This window comes from Micromonospora sp. NPDC005206 (assembly GCF_040608175.1).
Taxonomy (GTDB): Bacteria; Actinomycetota; Actinomycetes; order Mycobacteriales; family Micromonosporaceae; genus Micromonospora.
This window is the reverse complement of sequence record NZ_JBEXHU010000048.1, coordinates 1-15,062: the sequence shown is the minus strand read 5'-3', so window position 1 is coordinate 15,062 and position 15,062 is coordinate 1. Positions and strand designations below refer to the sequence as shown.

General features: G+C 68.3%; 11 protein-coding genes and 3 pseudogenes. 8 read left to right on the top strand and 6 right to left on the bottom strand.

Features of this window, described 5'->3' with window-relative positions:
* Positions 1-314: 314 nt before the first annotated feature.
* The 3 genes from ABZU69_RS36000 to ABZU69_RS35990 form a co-directional block, all read right to left on the bottom strand.
* Positions 315-950, bottom strand: coding sequence for an integrase core domain-containing protein (locus ABZU69_RS36000; protein WP_354968711.1), 636 nt, complete (start codon positions 948-950; stop codon positions 315-317).
* Complete coding sequence (locus tag ABZU69_RS35995; protein ID WP_354968710.1) at positions 878-1,378, bottom strand: helix-turn-helix domain-containing protein; 501 nt, start codon at positions 1,376-1,378, stop codon at positions 878-880. The genes ABZU69_RS36000 and ABZU69_RS35995 overlap by 73 nt, the downstream gene beginning before the upstream one ends.
* 264 nt (positions 1,379-1,642) lie before the next feature.
* The gene (locus tag ABZU69_RS35990; RefSeq protein ID WP_354968709.1) at positions 1,643-2,269 is read right to left on the bottom strand and encodes a helix-turn-helix domain-containing protein; all 627 of its coding nucleotides are present in this window, start codon (positions 2,267-2,269) and stop codon (positions 1,643-1,645) included.
* Positions 2,270-2,308: 39 nt separating this feature from the next.
* On the opposite strand from ABZU69_RS35990, the gene ABZU69_RS35985 reads away from it, so the two are divergent.
* A complete protein-coding gene (locus ABZU69_RS35985; RefSeq protein ID WP_354968708.1) occupies positions 2,309-3,139 on the top strand; it encodes a hypothetical protein in 831 nt (276 codons plus the stop codon).
* Positions 3,140-3,708: 569 nt separating this feature from the next.
* On the opposite strand, the gene ABZU69_RS35980 is transcribed toward ABZU69_RS35985, so the two are convergent.
* Positions 3,709-4,944, bottom strand: coding sequence for a DUF2786 domain-containing protein (locus ABZU69_RS35980; RefSeq protein WP_354968712.1), 1,236 nt, complete (start codon positions 4,942-4,944; stop codon positions 3,709-3,711).
* A 275-nt stretch (positions 4,945-5,219) separates the two neighbouring features.
* Positions 5,220-6,098 carry a helicase-associated domain-containing protein gene (locus tag ABZU69_RS35975; protein WP_354968707.1) on the bottom strand — a complete coding sequence of 293 codons (879 nt, stop codon included), beginning with the start codon at positions 6,096-6,098 and terminating at the stop codon, positions 5,220-5,222.
* Positions 6,099-6,365: 267 nt separating this feature from the next.
* Between ABZU69_RS35975 and ABZU69_RS35970 the strand changes: the two are divergent.
* The 7 genes and pseudogenes from ABZU69_RS35970 to ABZU69_RS35940 form a co-directional block, all read left to right on the top strand.
* Positions 6,366-7,360, top strand: a pseudogene (locus ABZU69_RS35970) (IS3 family transposase); the annotation flags it as partial.
* A gap of 81 nt (positions 7,361-7,441) precedes the next feature.
* Positions 7,442-8,859: pseudogene (locus ABZU69_RS35965) on the top strand (IS3 family transposase).
* 166 nt (positions 8,860-9,025) lie between these two features.
* Positions 9,026-9,787, top strand: coding sequence for an alpha/beta hydrolase (locus ABZU69_RS35960; protein ID WP_354968706.1), 762 nt, complete (start codon positions 9,026-9,028; stop codon positions 9,785-9,787).
* A gap of 50 nt (positions 9,788-9,837) precedes the next feature.
* Positions 9,838-10,776 (top strand): AraC family transcriptional regulator, encoded by a 939-nt coding sequence (locus tag ABZU69_RS35955; RefSeq protein WP_354968705.1) that lies wholly within the window; start codon positions 9,838-9,840, stop codon positions 10,774-10,776.
* Between the two features lie 3 nt (positions 10,777-10,779).
* A complete protein-coding gene (locus tag ABZU69_RS35950; protein ID WP_354968704.1) occupies positions 10,780-11,718 on the top strand; it encodes a helix-turn-helix domain-containing protein in 939 nt (312 codons plus the stop codon).
* Between the two features lie 932 nt (positions 11,719-12,650).
* On the top strand, positions 12,651-13,367 hold the full coding sequence (locus ABZU69_RS35945; RefSeq protein ID WP_354968703.1) for a DUF2306 domain-containing protein: 717 nt from the start codon (positions 12,651-12,653) through the stop codon (positions 13,365-13,367).
* A gap of 84 nt (positions 13,368-13,451) precedes the next feature.
* Positions 13,452-14,396, top strand: a complete 945-nt coding sequence (locus ABZU69_RS35940; protein ID WP_354968702.1) for an SDR family NAD(P)-dependent oxidoreductase — start codon at positions 13,452-13,454, stop codon at positions 14,394-14,396.
* A gap of 504 nt (positions 14,397-14,900) precedes the next feature.
* On the opposite strand, the pseudogene ABZU69_RS35935 reads toward ABZU69_RS35940, so the two are convergent.
* Positions 14,901-15,062, bottom strand: a pseudogene (locus ABZU69_RS35935) (IS701 family transposase); the annotation flags it as partial.

Here is a 15,062-nt window from a genome sequence, read left to right as displayed (position 1 = left end):
CGCCACGTGCTGTACGAGTTCCCTGGGCACGTCGAGCCTGGCAGAATAGGCGATCACGTGGAGCCCTCTCGAAGACTGGATTCTGTCGCAAGAACTTGTCTATCGATGGCTCCACGTCCATATCCAACACCGTCCGGTATGGACGTTACGCCCGTGTCATCCCCACTCGGCCGCCGAACCTCGCTGAGATCACCTCAATGAAGCACTGAGCCCGGCGTGATCTCCCACAAGACGACCTGGCAAGGGACACCCGTCACCGCCGGGAAAGTCGCGCGGGCTGGCTTTGACCTGTCGGGCTCGTAAAGTCGGTTCGGCTACGCTGCCTGCGAGTACTCGTTGATCAATCCACCGAGGATCGGTTGCCGTTGGACCCGGGCACCGTTCAGGTCAACGAGGTGGGGCGAAGGATTCGGTGGCCGCTGATCCAGTGAACGATGCGGCCGGTGATCGTTGTAGTGGCGGGTGTACTCGCCGAGCACGGTCGTCAGGTGCCGCTCGCCGACGATGAGCATTCGGTCCGTGCACTCCCGGCGTACGGTGCCCACCCAGCGTTCGGCGTATGAATTCGCCCGCGGTGCCTGCGGCGGAGTCTTGATCGCGTTGATTCCTGCGGCGGTGAACGCCGCGTCGAAGGCCGCCGTGAATTTGGTGTCGCGGTCCCGGAGCAGAAACCGCAGGCCGCTCACTCGCCCGTCGAGGTCCATTAGCAGGTTCCGCGCCTGCTGGGCAACCCAGGCGCCGGTCGGATGGGCGGTCACCCCAACCACGTGGACCCGGCGGGTGGCGATCTCCATGAAGAACAGCACATAGATCCGCTTGAGGAACACCGTATCGACCGTGAAGAAATCGCAGGACAGCATCGTCTGCGCCTGAGCGGTCAGGAACTGTTTCCAGGTCGGCCCGGACCGCCGCGGTGCCGGATCGACGCCGGCCTGGTTGAGGATCTCCACACGGTGCTGGCCGCTACCCGGTAGCCCAGGCCGACCAGTTCGCCCTGGATCCGGCGGTGGCCCCAGGTCGGGTTCTCCGCTGCGAGTCGCAGCACCAGCTCACGGACCTGCTTGTCGACCGGTGGCCGGCCCGGCCGCGCATGCGGGTACGTCCAGCGCCGGGCGACCAGCTCACCATGCCAACGCAACAAGGTCGCCGGGGTGACGAAGAACGCCGACCAGCGCGGGCGGGGCAGCAGCCGCGACAACACTGCCAGCACCAACCGGTCGGCCGGTTCGAGGTCAGGCCGGTGCACCTGTCGGCGCAGCACCGCCACCTGATGGCGTAACACCAGGAGCTCCACGTCCTTGGCTCCGCCGTCGCGGGCGAGCTGGGTCAACATCTGCAGGACCTGGCGCAGCAGTAGGTACACCAATGACGCGCTCATGGCATCAATGGTGTCGGCCGTGTCAGCGTCGAGCTGGTACAGAACCGCAGTTCAGACGGCCGAACGGAGTTTTCGAGCCCGACAGGATTACAGAAGCGGATACCGGATCAAGTGCGACCGGCTTGCCGACGGCCAGTCGCGGTCAGTACCCGCCCGGCTTTGGATGCGGTGCCCGTGGGACGAGGTGGCGTGGCCTTAGTGGTCGTCGTCTACCTCGTAATCTTCCGTACCAGGACGGCCTGAAATGAGGCGCCTCATGACACTTCAGGTCAGGAGTTCGCGGGCCAGGGCCTCGGTCCACCAGCGTTCGACTTGATCGGGTTGCCAGCCGCGTTCGTCGGTCAGTGTGGTGTAGACGTCGATGTTGCAGATCGCCGCGTAGATATCGACGGCCGACGGTATGTCCAATCCTTGCCGGAGAACGCCGCCCGGCCACGACGAGAACACCTGGATCCTGGTTTCGTCCCCCCGCTGACGGCCGTCGCGGTAGACGCTCGCCAGGTCGGGCTCGGTGCGGCCCGCCTCGCGCACGAGCGTGATGACGTCACCGGCGCGCTCGAAGAGGCGCCGGTCGTAGCCGGCCATCGCCGCGAGCTGCCGCACCGGATCGTTCTCGGCCCCTTCCAGTTCGGCGAGCGACTGCGATGGATCCGCGGCGATGTCTGCCGCGTCGGCCAGGGCTCGGGTCAGCCCGGTCTTGTTCCCGTACACCGCGTAGACGGTCGGCACCGAGACCCCGGCCTCCCGCGCCACGTCACGTACCGTGGTCGCCGCCCAGCCCCGGGAGAGGAACAGCCGACGAGCGGCGCTGGCGATCTCACCCCTGGTCTCTGCCGCTTGCGCCGCCCGGCGCAGCGACTCGTACCTGCGCCTGCCTGCCTCGGCGGTCATGGCTTGCCCCCTTCGGTTTCCGGAACTTATATTGAATACATGTCACGTAAACTCGGTGTCGAACGAAGCACCTGGACGTTCTCACGGATCGCCGGACTCGCCGGACTCGGCTTCGCCATCCTGATCGTCTCCATCAACGCCTTCCTGGTACCAGCCGGCCTGCCCCACACCGGTGCGGAGACCAACGACGTTGTCCAGTTCTTCACCACCCAACAGAACACCGTCGGCCTCGCGTCAGCACTTGCACCGATCGCCTGGGTGCTGGCCACCCTGTTCGGCGCCGGCGCGGTCTCCGTGCTGTGGCGATCCGACCGCGAGCAAGGCACAGCCTGGTCTCTGGTCGGATTCGCCGGGGTGATCCTGCAGAACATAACCTTCAGCGGCGTGATGGCCACGCGGCTCGCGCTCGCGTCGACGACCGCGCAGGACAGCAGCACGATCGCCGGACTCTGGGCACTGCACAACGCGCTGTTCATCTTCAACGGCACCTTCCTGGCACTGGCCATGACCGGCCTGTCCATCAGCGGCCGACGCGCCGGCCTGATCCGCCGCTGGCACAGCGGGATCGGCCTGCTGGCCGCCGCACTCCAGTTCGGCTCGGCCGTGCTGAGCCCCCTGGTCATCGACGACCCCGGTCCGGTCGGTCTCCTCGGCCTTGTCAGCTGGCTGATCTGGGTCGTGTGGATCGTCGCCTACGGCATCACCCTGATCCGCCTGACATCCGTTCCCATCCAGGCGATACCGAATAACCGACGCACCGGTCCCGTTGAGTCATTTCGATCAGACCAGCGGCAGGCCGATCTACCCGACGGCCAGCGTCGCCATCCAGCACAGCAGCGCGTCGAACCGCCGGAGAGCGCGCAGGCATAGACATCCGCTCATCGACAGAAGCGGAAGCCTGAGCGGCTTGCAACACTCAAGAGGTCCCTCACGTACTCTAATGATTCAGGGCAGAATAAGCGGGCTTGGTGGGCTCCGTGACTCGGCCAGCGTCGAGAACAGCCCGATCGGCGGCAAATCCACGCACCTGATCTCGACGCAGGCAGCGGCAGAGGTGTGGCGACGTCATCATTGCCTGGATGACGCACGTCGGCCGCGTCTCCGGACCGGCCACTGCCCTGAGCCGCTACCAGGTCCGGTGTCTGCTCAGCCCAAAACCGCAGCAACCCTGATCGAAAAGGGTTCGTGCACCGCCACATCCGCTTTCGCGTTTGCCCAGCTCAAGAGCTGTCGGTGGGCCGGAGGTACCACCATGCGAACCAGTCGGCGACCATCACCGGTGGCCCGCTCCCACTCTGCCTACCCAGGTCGCGACGGTAGTCGACCTCCGTCGACGAGGCAATCGGACGGGCCGCGATCACGTCAACCTTGACTCGCAGCGGGATCGCGGCTTCGGAGCCAGATCTGTGCCAGGTATCACGTTCCGGCGCACCAGCCGATCATCCGGGTGCGACGGCCTGCCGCCCATGCAGCGAAGCCCGGTCGGCCGCGGCCCGGCCCGACGCCCAGCCCGCCCGGTTGCTGATGGCCGTCGCGTGCTGGGTCAGCTCGGGGAACTGCTTTTCGAAGGCATCGCGCACCGCGTCGTCGCGTGCGGCGAGGACCGGCAGCAGTTGGGCGGCGTCCGCCGACGCGTTCATCTCCCGGTCCACCCCCTCGGTGGCGGCGTCGAGCCGTTCACCGATCCGCGATGCGTACGCGGTCAGGAATGACTGCCGGAACGAGCGGGTCGTGTTGCGTCCGTACTGGTCGGTGCTCGGCTTGGCCTGCGTCATCGCCCTCGTCGCCTGCACGAGCAGCGAGGTGAACAGCAGTTCGGTCGACTCCAGATCGGCCGGAAAGCCGACGATGGTGGTGAAGCCGAACCGCTTCATCCACACCGCCCGGCAGCTGTTGGCCTCTGCGACGACCTGTAGCAGCAGCGTCTTCGGCGCCTCGTACGGATTGTCGATGCCCACCCTGCGGGTGACCGGCTGGTCACGTTCGCCCGTCGTCGCGGCGAGCAGGGCGTGATCGATGCGGTGCCGGGCCATCAACTCCTGCGCCTTCGCCGTGAACGCGTCGGCCTCCTCCGAGAAGTCGGTGGACTCCGCCTTCGCCAGCAACGCCCGAACCCGATGGAGCATCCGCTGATCAAGATCGACCGGCGGTGTCACCGCGGCGGCCCCGGCGGTGCCCGGCATCGGACCGACCGGCTCGATCAGCGGCAGCGTCGCGAGAAGGCAGAGCACCTCGATCATGGTGGCGATCACACCGCCGCGGTCGAGGCCCTGCCGCTCGCCCCAGACCGTCAGATAGTGATCGTCGTGCTCCCACCACACCCGCGCGTCGACGGCAGTCAGCTGCGACTGCCACCGCGGATCGACGGTCGCGGTGGAATAGCTACGCATCTGCGCCGCGACGGCGTCGACCATGAGCCGACCGTGACGGGTGCCGTACTCGCGGCGGGCCACCCGTACCAGCTCGGCCGGCTGCCAACCGCGCCGCCAGGCGTGCTCGACCTGCCGGAGCAGATAGGCCAGCAAGGCCCGGTTGACGACCTGGATGCCGGCAGTCCCGCCGGGACCGGCAGTCAGCAGGGCGCGGCAGCGGTCCAGCTCGGCGGTCTCGTCGCGGTGCTGGGCATGCACCGCCTGATCGATGATCTGCTCCGCGAGCTGACGCTCGGACGGCATGTGCGGCCCGCCGAACAGGCCCTGCAGGTCATCATGACCAGAGGTCCCGGCGGCCCGCCGACGCTGAGCCGCCTCGGCGGCCTTCCGCTTGGCCTTGTGCCGCTCACGACTGTTCTTGCCCATTGGCCTCCTCGCGGCCCGACGGCCACCAAACCACGCACGTTACCAACCGGACCGAGGGACACCCCCACGGCTCGACGACGATGCCAGCGAGCCGGGCACGGCGATCCGGTTATCGAACCGCCATGTCGGTAGCGAGCCGATCATTTTCGGGCTCATCGAACGGGTAGGGCGTAACCCAGCGCCTGCAACGCCCGGCGGAAGGCCGGTTCCTGTTCCATTGGGACGGCGAGGTGCCGTTCACCGATCGCAGTGCAGAGCGGCCGGAGCCGGCGGTCGTGATGGATCAGTGCGGCCAGTGCCGGATCGGCGCATTCGATCAGACGCACCTGACCGAGGTCGCGTAGTCGCCCGGCCCGGGCGGTCACGTCGTCGAGCAACACCAGCAGAGCGGCGGGCAGCTTGGGCTGCGCCAGGCGACCAGCCAGGAAGTCGCGGAGTTGGTCGGCGCTGCGACCGGCGGCGACGGCGGCGAGTACGCTGTCCGTGGTCAGCGTCCAGACCCGTTCGGCGGTCCGTTTCGCATAGGCGTCGAGGACGAGGCGGTCGGCCGGGCTCAGCTCGCCGGTGGCGACCACATCCAGATTGGACAAGACCTTCAGGTTACGGATCGGCGCTGCGTCTGCCGGCGGCCGGTACGGCCCGGTCAGGCCGAGGGCATACGCACCGAGCCCGGTGAGACGCAGCGCCCGCAGCCCGTCGTAGCGGCTCAGGTAGTCGAGGTCGTCGGCGCCCCAGTTGCCGTGGTAGTCGTCGCGCGCACCGACTGGCCCGTCATAGGCGACGTCAACGAGGCCCAGCGTGGCCGCGTACTCGAAGATGACCGCAAGGGTGTACCGGCCCTCCAGGATATCCCACTCACCGAATCCGGCGTAGCCGAGACTGCCGTACTGAGCGTCAACCAGGTAGAGCTTCCACAGCGCCCGATCACTGCGCGCAACCGTGGGCGAAAGGCCCGTATCACGCATCGAGGCAAACAGATCATCCACCTCGACCCAAGCGCCGGGACGGCAGGTGGCCAGCGCCGCCGACACCCGCTGCCGCCGCGTCGGGTCGGCTCATTGTCTTCGGCGACGCCGGCCCACCAGTGCTGTCTTGGCTGGCCAGAACCGACCTCAACCCTGCCCACTACGCGTTGATGCTCGCGCCGCATCACGGCACCCAACATCTGCCGTCGCATCTTAGGGTGACCGCCGATCTGTGCGTTGCGCAGAACGGCAGCAAACGGGGCCAGGGACTGCCCCCGGTTCGGTTGACTCTTGACCTGTGAGGATGCGTTCCTCGCTGGAAGGATGTCTGCCATGCCGAAAGCATTCCCGCCGGAGTTCCGCCGTGACGTGGTCGCGGTCGCCCGCAAGGGCGAGGCGCCGTTGAGGCAGATCGCGAAGGACTTCGGGGTCTCCGAGGCGTGCCTGCACCGCTGGCTCAAGCTCGCCGACGTCGAGGACGGCGTCCGTCCCGCGACCACCAGTAGCGAGTCCGCTGAGCTGCGTGAGCTGCGTCGGCGGAACAAGGTCCTGGAGCAGGAGAACGAGATCCTGCGGCGGGCGGCGGCCTACTTCGCTAAAGAGATCTCCCCAAAATGACATACCCGCTGGTCGGTGACCTGGCCGCGGATGGGATCCCCGTCGCGGTGACCTGCCGGGTGCTGGGGTTCAGCAAGCAGGCCTACTACGCGTGGCGCGCCGAGCCGGTCTCTCAGCGGGACTGGGACGACGCGCACCTGATCAACGCCGCCCTCGACATCCATGCCGACGACCCGGCGTTCGGGTACCGGTTCATCGCCGACGAACTACCCGCCCACGGCATCACCGCCGGCCCGAACCGGGTGGCCAGGCTCTGCTCACAGCAGCGCATCTGGTCGGTGTTCGCCAAGAAGAAGGGTTTGACCCGGCGGGCCGGGCCGCCGGTGCACGACGACCTGGTGCAACGCCGCTTCACCGCCGACGCGCCCAACCGGGTGTGGCTGACCGACATCACCGAACACCCCACCGCCGAGGGCAAGCTGTACCTGTGCGCGGTCAAGGACGTGTACTCCGGTCGGATCGTCGGCTACTCCATCGACACCCGGATGAAGGCGTCCCTGGCCGTCGCGGCACTGCGTAACGCGGCCCGGCTGCGGAGCCCGGCCGGCACGATTGTGCACTCCGACCGCGGCAGTCAATTCCGGTCTCGGAAGTACGTCAAAGCGCTGCACCGCAACGGATTGGTCGGCTCGATGGGCCGCGTCGGCGCCTGCGGCGACAACGCCGCGATGGAGTCGTTCTTCGCCCTGCTGCAACGCAACGTCCTCGACCCCCTCTGTGGCAACCTTGGAGAAGGCGGCTTGAGCTGCTGAAACTCTGACCCGTGAGGGCGTGCGAGGAGATCCACCCCTGTGACATCGCATCACCCGGTACCCGACCCCGAGGTACCAGCAAAGCCCCGAACAAGGACTTACACCGCCGCGTACAAGGCGCGGATCCTGGCCGAGTACGAGACCCTCGACAAGGCCGGCAAGGGCGCCCTGCTTCGTCGGGAAGGCCTGTACACGTCGCTGCTCGCGGCGTGGAAGCACCAGCGTGACGCCGGCGCCCGCGAGGCCCTGGCCAAGCCGGCCGGGCGGCCGAAGACCGACCCGGCGATGCGGGAGGCAGCCCGGTTGCGGGCCGACAACGAGCGACTGCGCGCCGAGTTGGACAAGGCCCGCACGGTGATCGAGGTGCAGGGAAAACTCTCCGCGCTGTTGGGGCAACTCGCGACCGACAGCCAGCACAGCGGGAGCGAGCCGACACCATGATCGACGCTGCGATCACCGAACTGACACCGCTGATCGGGGTCCGGGCGGCGTGCCGGGCCACTGGCCGGCCGCAGGCCAACCACTACCGCCGGCACCGCCAGACACCCTCGCCACCACGGCCGGCGCTCGAACCCAGACCGCAGCCACGCGCCCTGAGCGCGGCCGAGCGTGACAGCGTCCGGGCGCTGCTCAACAGCCCCGACTTCGCCGACATGGCCCCTGCGGCCGTCTACCACACCCTGCTGGATGAGGGCGTGTACGTGGCGTCGGTGTCGAGCATGTACCGGATCCTGCGCACCCACGGCGAAGTCAGGGAGCGCCGCCGCCACGCGGTGCACCCGCCGAAGGTCAAGCCCGAGCTGATCGCCGACGCCCCCAATCGCGTGTGGTCGTGGGACATCACGAAGCTGCGCGGCCCGGCCAAGCGGGACTTCTACCACCTGTATGCGGTGATCGACATCTACAGCCGCTACACCGTCGCGTGGCTGCTCGCCGAGCGCGAAGACGCCGCCCTGGCCGAACGGCTGCTGTCCGACGCGATCACCAAGCAGGGCATCGCGCGTGAGCAGTTGACCATCCACGCCGACCGCGGCACCTCCATGGCGTCCAGGACCGTCGCGCAGATGATGGCCGACCTCGGCGTGACCAAGTCCCACTCCCGGCCCAGGTGCAGCAACGACAACCCGTTCTCCGAGGCCCAGTTCAAGACCCTGAAATACCGGCCCGACTTCCCCGACCGCTTCGGCAGCATCCAGGACGCCCGAGCGCACTGCCGGGCCTTCTTCACCTGGTACAACACGATCCACCGGCACTCCGGCATCGGCTGGCACACCCCACACGACGTCCACCACGGCCACGCCCAGATCGTCCGCGACGCCCGCACCGACGTCCTGACCACCGCTTACGCCCGCAACCCCGAACGGTTCGTCCGCGGCATCCCACAACCACCCGCCCTACCCGAACCCGCGTGGATCAACAAGCCCGACGACGAGCCGACTCAGTCAACGAACCCCTGAACCACCCGCCCCGAAAAGGTTGACACCTTCCGCCCCACGGGTCAACCAAACCCGGGGCAGTCCCCCCAACCCCATCAACGCTTGACAGGACATAGCAGCGTCATAGGAGCATCAGTGCCGTCCGGAGACCTGGACGCGGGCGGGAGACGCTAGAGCGCCTCTATGTGTGGCCCAGATCGTACGGCCCAAGGGCGCCACCGGCGACCTGCCGGTGATCCTCTACATCCACGGCGCCGGCTGGGTCTTGTGCAACGCGCACACCCACGACCGGCTCGTGCGCGACCTGGCGATCGGCGCCAACGCCACGGTGGTCCTCCCCGAGCACGACCGCTCTCCCGAAGTGCGCCACCCGGTGGCGATCGAGCAGTGCTGGACCGTGGCGACGTGGGTCGTCGCCCACAACGGCGAGCACGGCCTCGACGCCTCCCGGATCGCGATCGCCGGCGACTCGGTCGGCGGCAACATGAGCGCGGCGCTGACCCTGCTCGCCAAGGAGCGCGGCGACGTCTCCTTCGCCCAGCAGGTGCTGTTCCACCCGGTCACCGACGCGACCTTCGACACCGAGTCGTACCACACCTTCGTCGAGGGCTACTTCCTGCGCCGCGACGGCATGCAGTGGTTCTGGGACCAGAACACCACCGACGAGAAGCAACGCAACCAGATCACCGCCTCGCCCTTACGGGCGGCCCTCGACGACCTGCGCGGACTGCCGCCGGCGCTCGTCATCACGGCCGACGCGAACGTGCTGCGTGACGAAGGCGAGGCGTACGCGGCCAAACCGCGGAACGCGGGCGTGCCGGTGACCGCCGTGCGGTACCAGGGCGTCATCCACGACTTCGTGATGCTCAACGCCCTGCACGATACACACGCGGCGAAGGCCGCTGTCGCGCAGGCGACCGCGGTCCTGCACGTCGTCCTGCACCAGTGACCGACAACCCGCAACAAAAGATGAGATACGGCTCGGATAGGTTGCCAGACGTGCCCGTGATCCTGGAAACCGACGACCTCGCCGAGCGTGAGCGGCTCGACGCGATCCTCTCTTCGACCGAGGTCGGCTGCGGCTCGGTGGACGTCAGCCTGCAGGATCCCGGGCCAACCGTCCGGGCCCACGTCGAGTTCTGGCCGCTCGGCGCGGGCGCGCACGCCTTCTCGTACCACGGCACGGGGATGCGGCTCACACAGACCGCACGGCACGTCCGGCTGGGGCCGCCGGACCAGGTCAGCTTCGCTGTTCACGAGCGGGGATGGGGCCGCAGCCGCGGCTTCGGACAGGAGCGCGAACTCGGCCGGGGCGACCTGCTCATGACCGACCTCACTGGCGAGCACGACTACCAGCGCGTCGGTGACGGCGGTACCCGGTCGGTCGGGTTCGACCTCGGCACATTCGGGCTCGGCGTCGACCATATCCAGCTCGCGGGACGGACCTTCCTGGCCAACCCGTTGCTCGGGCTGCTTCGGGAGCATGTCTCGTACGTCGTGAACCACGCCGAGCGGCTGTCGACGTCCCCGGCCGCGGCGGCGGTCGGCGCTGCGACCGCCGATCTGGCCCGCGCCTTCCTCCTGGCCGCTCAGGGTGGCGCCGCGCACCGGCAGGCTATGCACGACACGCTGCCGGCCAGGATCACCCGGTACATCCGGGCACACCTGACCGATCCCGATTTGACCCCGGCCAGGATCGCCACGCACCACAACATCTCCGTACGGCACCTGCACGCAATCTGGTCCGCCGCGATGGACAGCAGCCTGGAGCAGTGGATCATGGCGGAGCGGTTGGCGGGCGCCCGCGACGCGCTGACCTCCGGCCGTCCGATCGCGGCCATCGCGCACGAATGGGGCTTCGCCGACTCCAGCCACTTCACCCGCCGGTTCCGGCAGGCGTTCGGCATGCCGCCGCGGGACTGGCGGACCGGGTCGTAACCAATGGCCATCCACCTGGACACCCGTGACCTGCCACCGGAGGACCGGGCCGCGGCCGTGCGGGAGGCCGTCCTGCACGCCACGGTTCCGTCCGGTGTTCAGCTCGAGGAAACCGATGGTTTCCACGCTCGGCTCGGCTACTGGCAGCTTGGCACCACCTCGCGGGTTTACGCGCACGAAGGCTCCGGGCTGCGGCTGACCCGCGGCCCCGCCCAGCTGCGCACCGCCGCCCCCGAGCTGGTCGCGCTCGCCATCCAGACCGCCGGGCGTGGCCACTACCGGCAGGACGACGCGATCCGTACGGTCGACGTGGGCGAGCTGATGCTGGTCGACCTCACCGCGCCGTACGACTACTGGTGGAGCGGTGAGGGCGGGTCGTTCGCGGTACAGGTCGACCACGCCCGGCTGGGCCTGCCGGTCGAAACGATCCGCCGCGCCGCCCGCCGTATCGACCGTGATTCGGTCACCTACGGGCTGCTGCGCAGTCATCTGCAGCAGCTGCGCGCCGACGTCGACGCGATCGACCGGCTACCGGGCGCGGCGGCCCTGGTCGGTAATGCCACCGCCAACCTCGTCCGCGCGCTGATCCTCGCCGCCGCCGACGATCCCGCCCCGGCCGGCGACGACCGCCTGCCCCACGTTCGGCACTGGATCCTGCAACACCTCGGCGAAGCGGAGCTCAGCCCGCAGCGCATCGCGGCCGCGCACGGCATGTCGGTACGCACCCTCTACCACCTATGGCGAGACCAGCCGCTCACCCTAACCCAGTGGATCACGCACGAGCGGCTCGAAGCCGCCGGCCGGGAACTAGCGCTACCCAGCACCCGGTCGATCACCGCGACGGCACGCCGCTGGGGCTTCACCGACGCCACCCACTTCAGCCGGCGCTTCCGCGCCGCGTACAGCATGAGCGCACGCGACTGGCAACGGGCGAACCGATAACACGTGGCACTGGCGGCGTGGCGGCTGCTCGCCTCCGGCGCCCGCCGCCGACGGCAGAAGGACCACACCCGCACGGTTGGCCTCAGCCAGGCCAGAGTGAACCGGGCCCTGGACATGTGGTGCGGGACGGCGCGGTGCGGCGTACCACTGGGAGAGAAAACACACCTCCGCCCGTCACGGCTATCGTGGGCGTCACTGCGGCTTCGACAGGCGTTGCACGGAGGGCAAAGTTTGTCGCGCGGACGTACAAGCCTTCTGGTTTTGATCTTCGTAGCGTTTCCGGTGTGACGCTTACTGAGCATGAGGTTGCCGAGATCGCTGCGGCGAATGACTCGGGTCGGCACCGGGATGACGGCGCAGGACGCCGGCACCGGTCTGGAGCCGGCGATGACCACATCGGGCACGGCGTTCAGCCAGATGTTCGGAGCCGCGGCGTGGCCAGACGTCATCACCCCGCAACGACCTTGGCGGGCGCAGGGTGCCGTCGGCGCAAGGGCTTGGCGGTAGCGGTTCGGGTCGATGAAGGTGTTCCGCCCCGGCCGGTCACTGCGCCTACCGACTGTTCCGGCGCCGATCGCCCGGCCACGCCGCCTCAGGCGGGTGCGGTGCTGCGCAGCAGCGAGAGCCATTTCCGCCACCGGCCTCCAGCTCACCCTCACCCCGTTTCCAGGACACCGGAGGCGACCGTGCTGGAAGAACCGGTGATGACCTGCGCCTTCTTACCTGGACGAGCCGGGAATCGAGGTCCTGGCGTCGCCGGACACAAACGATACATCTGTCACGGACCCGCCGTTTCTGTCGGCTCTTGCCGACCGGCAACGGCTCCGCGCCGGGCTACGCCTCACCCGCGACCTGTTCGCCACCGAACCGCTCGCCATGGCGCGGCTGACCGGTAACGAGCCACCTATCACTCACCAGTATCGGAGTACCGCATGACCGCTTCATCCGTCTCTAAGATCGCCCGCCGCCGCCAACGGTGGGCCCTGTGGGGGCTGATGGCCATGTCCGCGATCGGCATCGCCGCCTATGCGGTGCCGCCGTACCTGACCGGGAACCCGGCCAACAGCAACGTACCGATCGACCAGGACGTGCCGCTGCACTTCGTGTCCCTCGCCGTGCACGCCCTTCCCGCTGGCCTTGCCTTGATCATCGGGCCGTTGCAGTTCGTCACCCAGCTACGCGTCCGCAAGCCCACGCTGCACCGGATCGCGGGCCGGGTCTACCTGATCTCCGTCGTGATCGCCTCCGCCGCGGCCGTGTACGCCGCCACGGTCACGCTCGGCGGCTTCGCGATCCAGGTCGCGTTCTACCTACTCGTGGCGGCCTGGCTGTACACGCTGGCCATGGCCTACCGGTGCATCCGCCGCGGTGAGGTGCAACTGCACCGGGTCTGGATGATCCGCAACTACGCCCTGACGTACGCTGCGGTGACCTTGCGCATCTACCTGCTCATCGGTTTGCAGCTGAAGCAGTCGTTCACCTCGCTGCAGTTCGACGAGATCTACACCGCCAGCGTGTGGGCGTCCATCCTGGGCAACGTGCTCGTGGCCGAGTACTTCATCGTCCAACGCACGCTGACACCGTTGGCCCGCCGTCAACAGCGCCGGGAATCCACACCGGTCGCCACTTCGGCCGCCGTGGGACGGTGACGTGGCGCCCGAGGAACGTACGCCCCAAGCGGATCGTGAAGCGTCAACCGACGCTGGTGCTGCGTCCGGCCGGGCGTACACCTGATGGCCAGCAAGGAGCCTGCCATGAATGGCACCATCGTGATGACCGGCGCGAGTCGCGGGATCGGCCGTGTCGCCGCGGAGCGCATCCTTCGTGAGTGGCCGGACGTGCATTTGCTCGTCGTCGCCCGCGGGTCCTCTGGTGCACGCCTGTCGGCGGAATTGAGCGCGGGCGGGCGCACGGTCTCGTATGTCGCGGCGGACCTCGGCTCGCTTGAGAGCGTCCGGTCGGCCGCCACCGAGATCCGGGATCGGCTCAACAGCGGTGATCTGCCGCCGCTGCGCGGCTTCGTGGGCAACGCGGGCATGCAGTACACGAACGCGCTCACCGAAGGGCCCGACGGGTTCGAGGCCACTTTCGCCGTCAACGTGCTGGCCAATCACGTGTTCGTCCGCCTGCTGGAGGACTGCTTCGCCTTCCCTGCCCGGATCGTGATCACCGTCAGTGACACCCATTTCGGTGACTTCAAACACAACATGGGCATGGTGCCCGGCCCGGCCTGGCGGTCGCCGGACGTCCTCGCCCGCACGGGCGCGTTCCCAAAGCCGGACACCACGACCGGCGGACGAACCGCCTACTCGACCAGCAAGCTCGCCGCCATCTACCTCGTGCACGAGTACGCGCGCCGCCTGCCGGCCGGGATCGACGTCGTCGCCTACAACCCGGGGTTCGTCCCCGGCACCGACCTCGCCCGCAACGCCGACCCCGTCTCCAGGTTCGCGATGCGGCGCATCATGCCGGCGATGACCCTCACCCCCTTCGCGACCAGCCGCAGCGCCGCGGGGCGGTACCTCGCCGACGTCGTCCTCGGCACGACCAAGGCACCGACCGGATCCTACGTCGACCGCGGCCGGGTGGTCCGGTCCTCCGACGAGTCCTACGACCCGCTGCGCGAAGGCGAACTTTGGGACGCGGCCGAACGATTCACCACTGCGCATCCGGCCTGACCAGTGGCAACCTCGCTCATCCCGGCCACGTCATCGAGTCGTCTTGCGGGAATCGCGGGACGCCGGACTCCTCCGACTGCTCGACCGCCCGTTCGAGCGGAGCCAGCCGACCCTGACCAGGCAACGCGCCGCGGCTCATCCGGCCCGGGAACCACCCGAGCCGGATGACCCGCTGGCGTTGATCCAGTGGTCGGGGACGTCCCCCGTCGAACCGTCCGGCGAACGACGGGCAGCCGGCCGGCTGCCGCTATCTGGGTGCCAGTTGCAGGTCGCCGTTGATGGCGATCATGGATTTCTGGTCGACGTCGCCCCTCGGACACAAACCATTGCCCCACGGTGCGCGCTGAGATCGACTGCAGCGCGCACCGTTTGCGTTTCGGGTTGGTAGGTGAGCCGGAGTCCTAATTGCTGGTAGACCTCGGCCTTGTCGGTGGGGTCGGCGTCGCGAAGTACGGTGGCGATGTCGCCGAGTGCTTGGACTAGTACTCCAGCCGGGGATCGTGATCATGGCTCGATGAGGGCTTGTCGGGTGTAGTGGCTGGCCTTGGCGCGGGCTTGGTGGCGGCGTCGGCGGATGGACCAGAGCAGCGGGTCGGTGCGGCGGCGGGTGGGTTCGATGATCAGGATGTGGAACAGGTGGCGTAGCTCGTTGACGGTCAGCGGGAT

Excerpts from the sequence above, each read along its gene's own strand:
- ABZU69_RS35980 (WP_354968712.1), bottom strand. The coding sequence starts at position 4,944 with ATGCCGTCCGAGCGTCAGCTCGCGGAGCAGATCATCGATCAGGCGGTG.
- ABZU69_RS35990 (WP_354968709.1), bottom strand. The coding sequence starts at position 2,269 with ATGACCGCCGAGGCAGGCAGGCGCAGGTACGAGTCGCTGCGCCGGGCG.
- ABZU69_RS35950 (WP_354968704.1), top strand. The coding sequence starts at position 10,780 with ATGGCCATCCACCTGGACACCCGTGACCTGCCACCGGAGGACCGGGCC.
- ABZU69_RS35985 (WP_354968708.1), top strand. The coding sequence starts at position 2,309 with ATGTCACGTAAACTCGGTGTCGAACGAAGCACCTGGACGTTCTCACGG.
- ABZU69_RS35940 (WP_354968702.1), top strand. The coding sequence starts at position 13,452 with ATGGCCAGCAAGGAGCCTGCCATGAATGGCACCATCGTGATGACCGGC.
- ABZU69_RS35995 (WP_354968710.1), bottom strand. The coding sequence starts at position 1,378 with ATGAGCGCGTCATTGGTGTACCTACTGCTGCGCCAGGTCCTGCAGATG.
- ABZU69_RS35945 (WP_354968703.1), top strand. The coding sequence starts at position 12,651 with ATGACCGCTTCATCCGTCTCTAAGATCGCCCGCCGCCGCCAACGGTGG.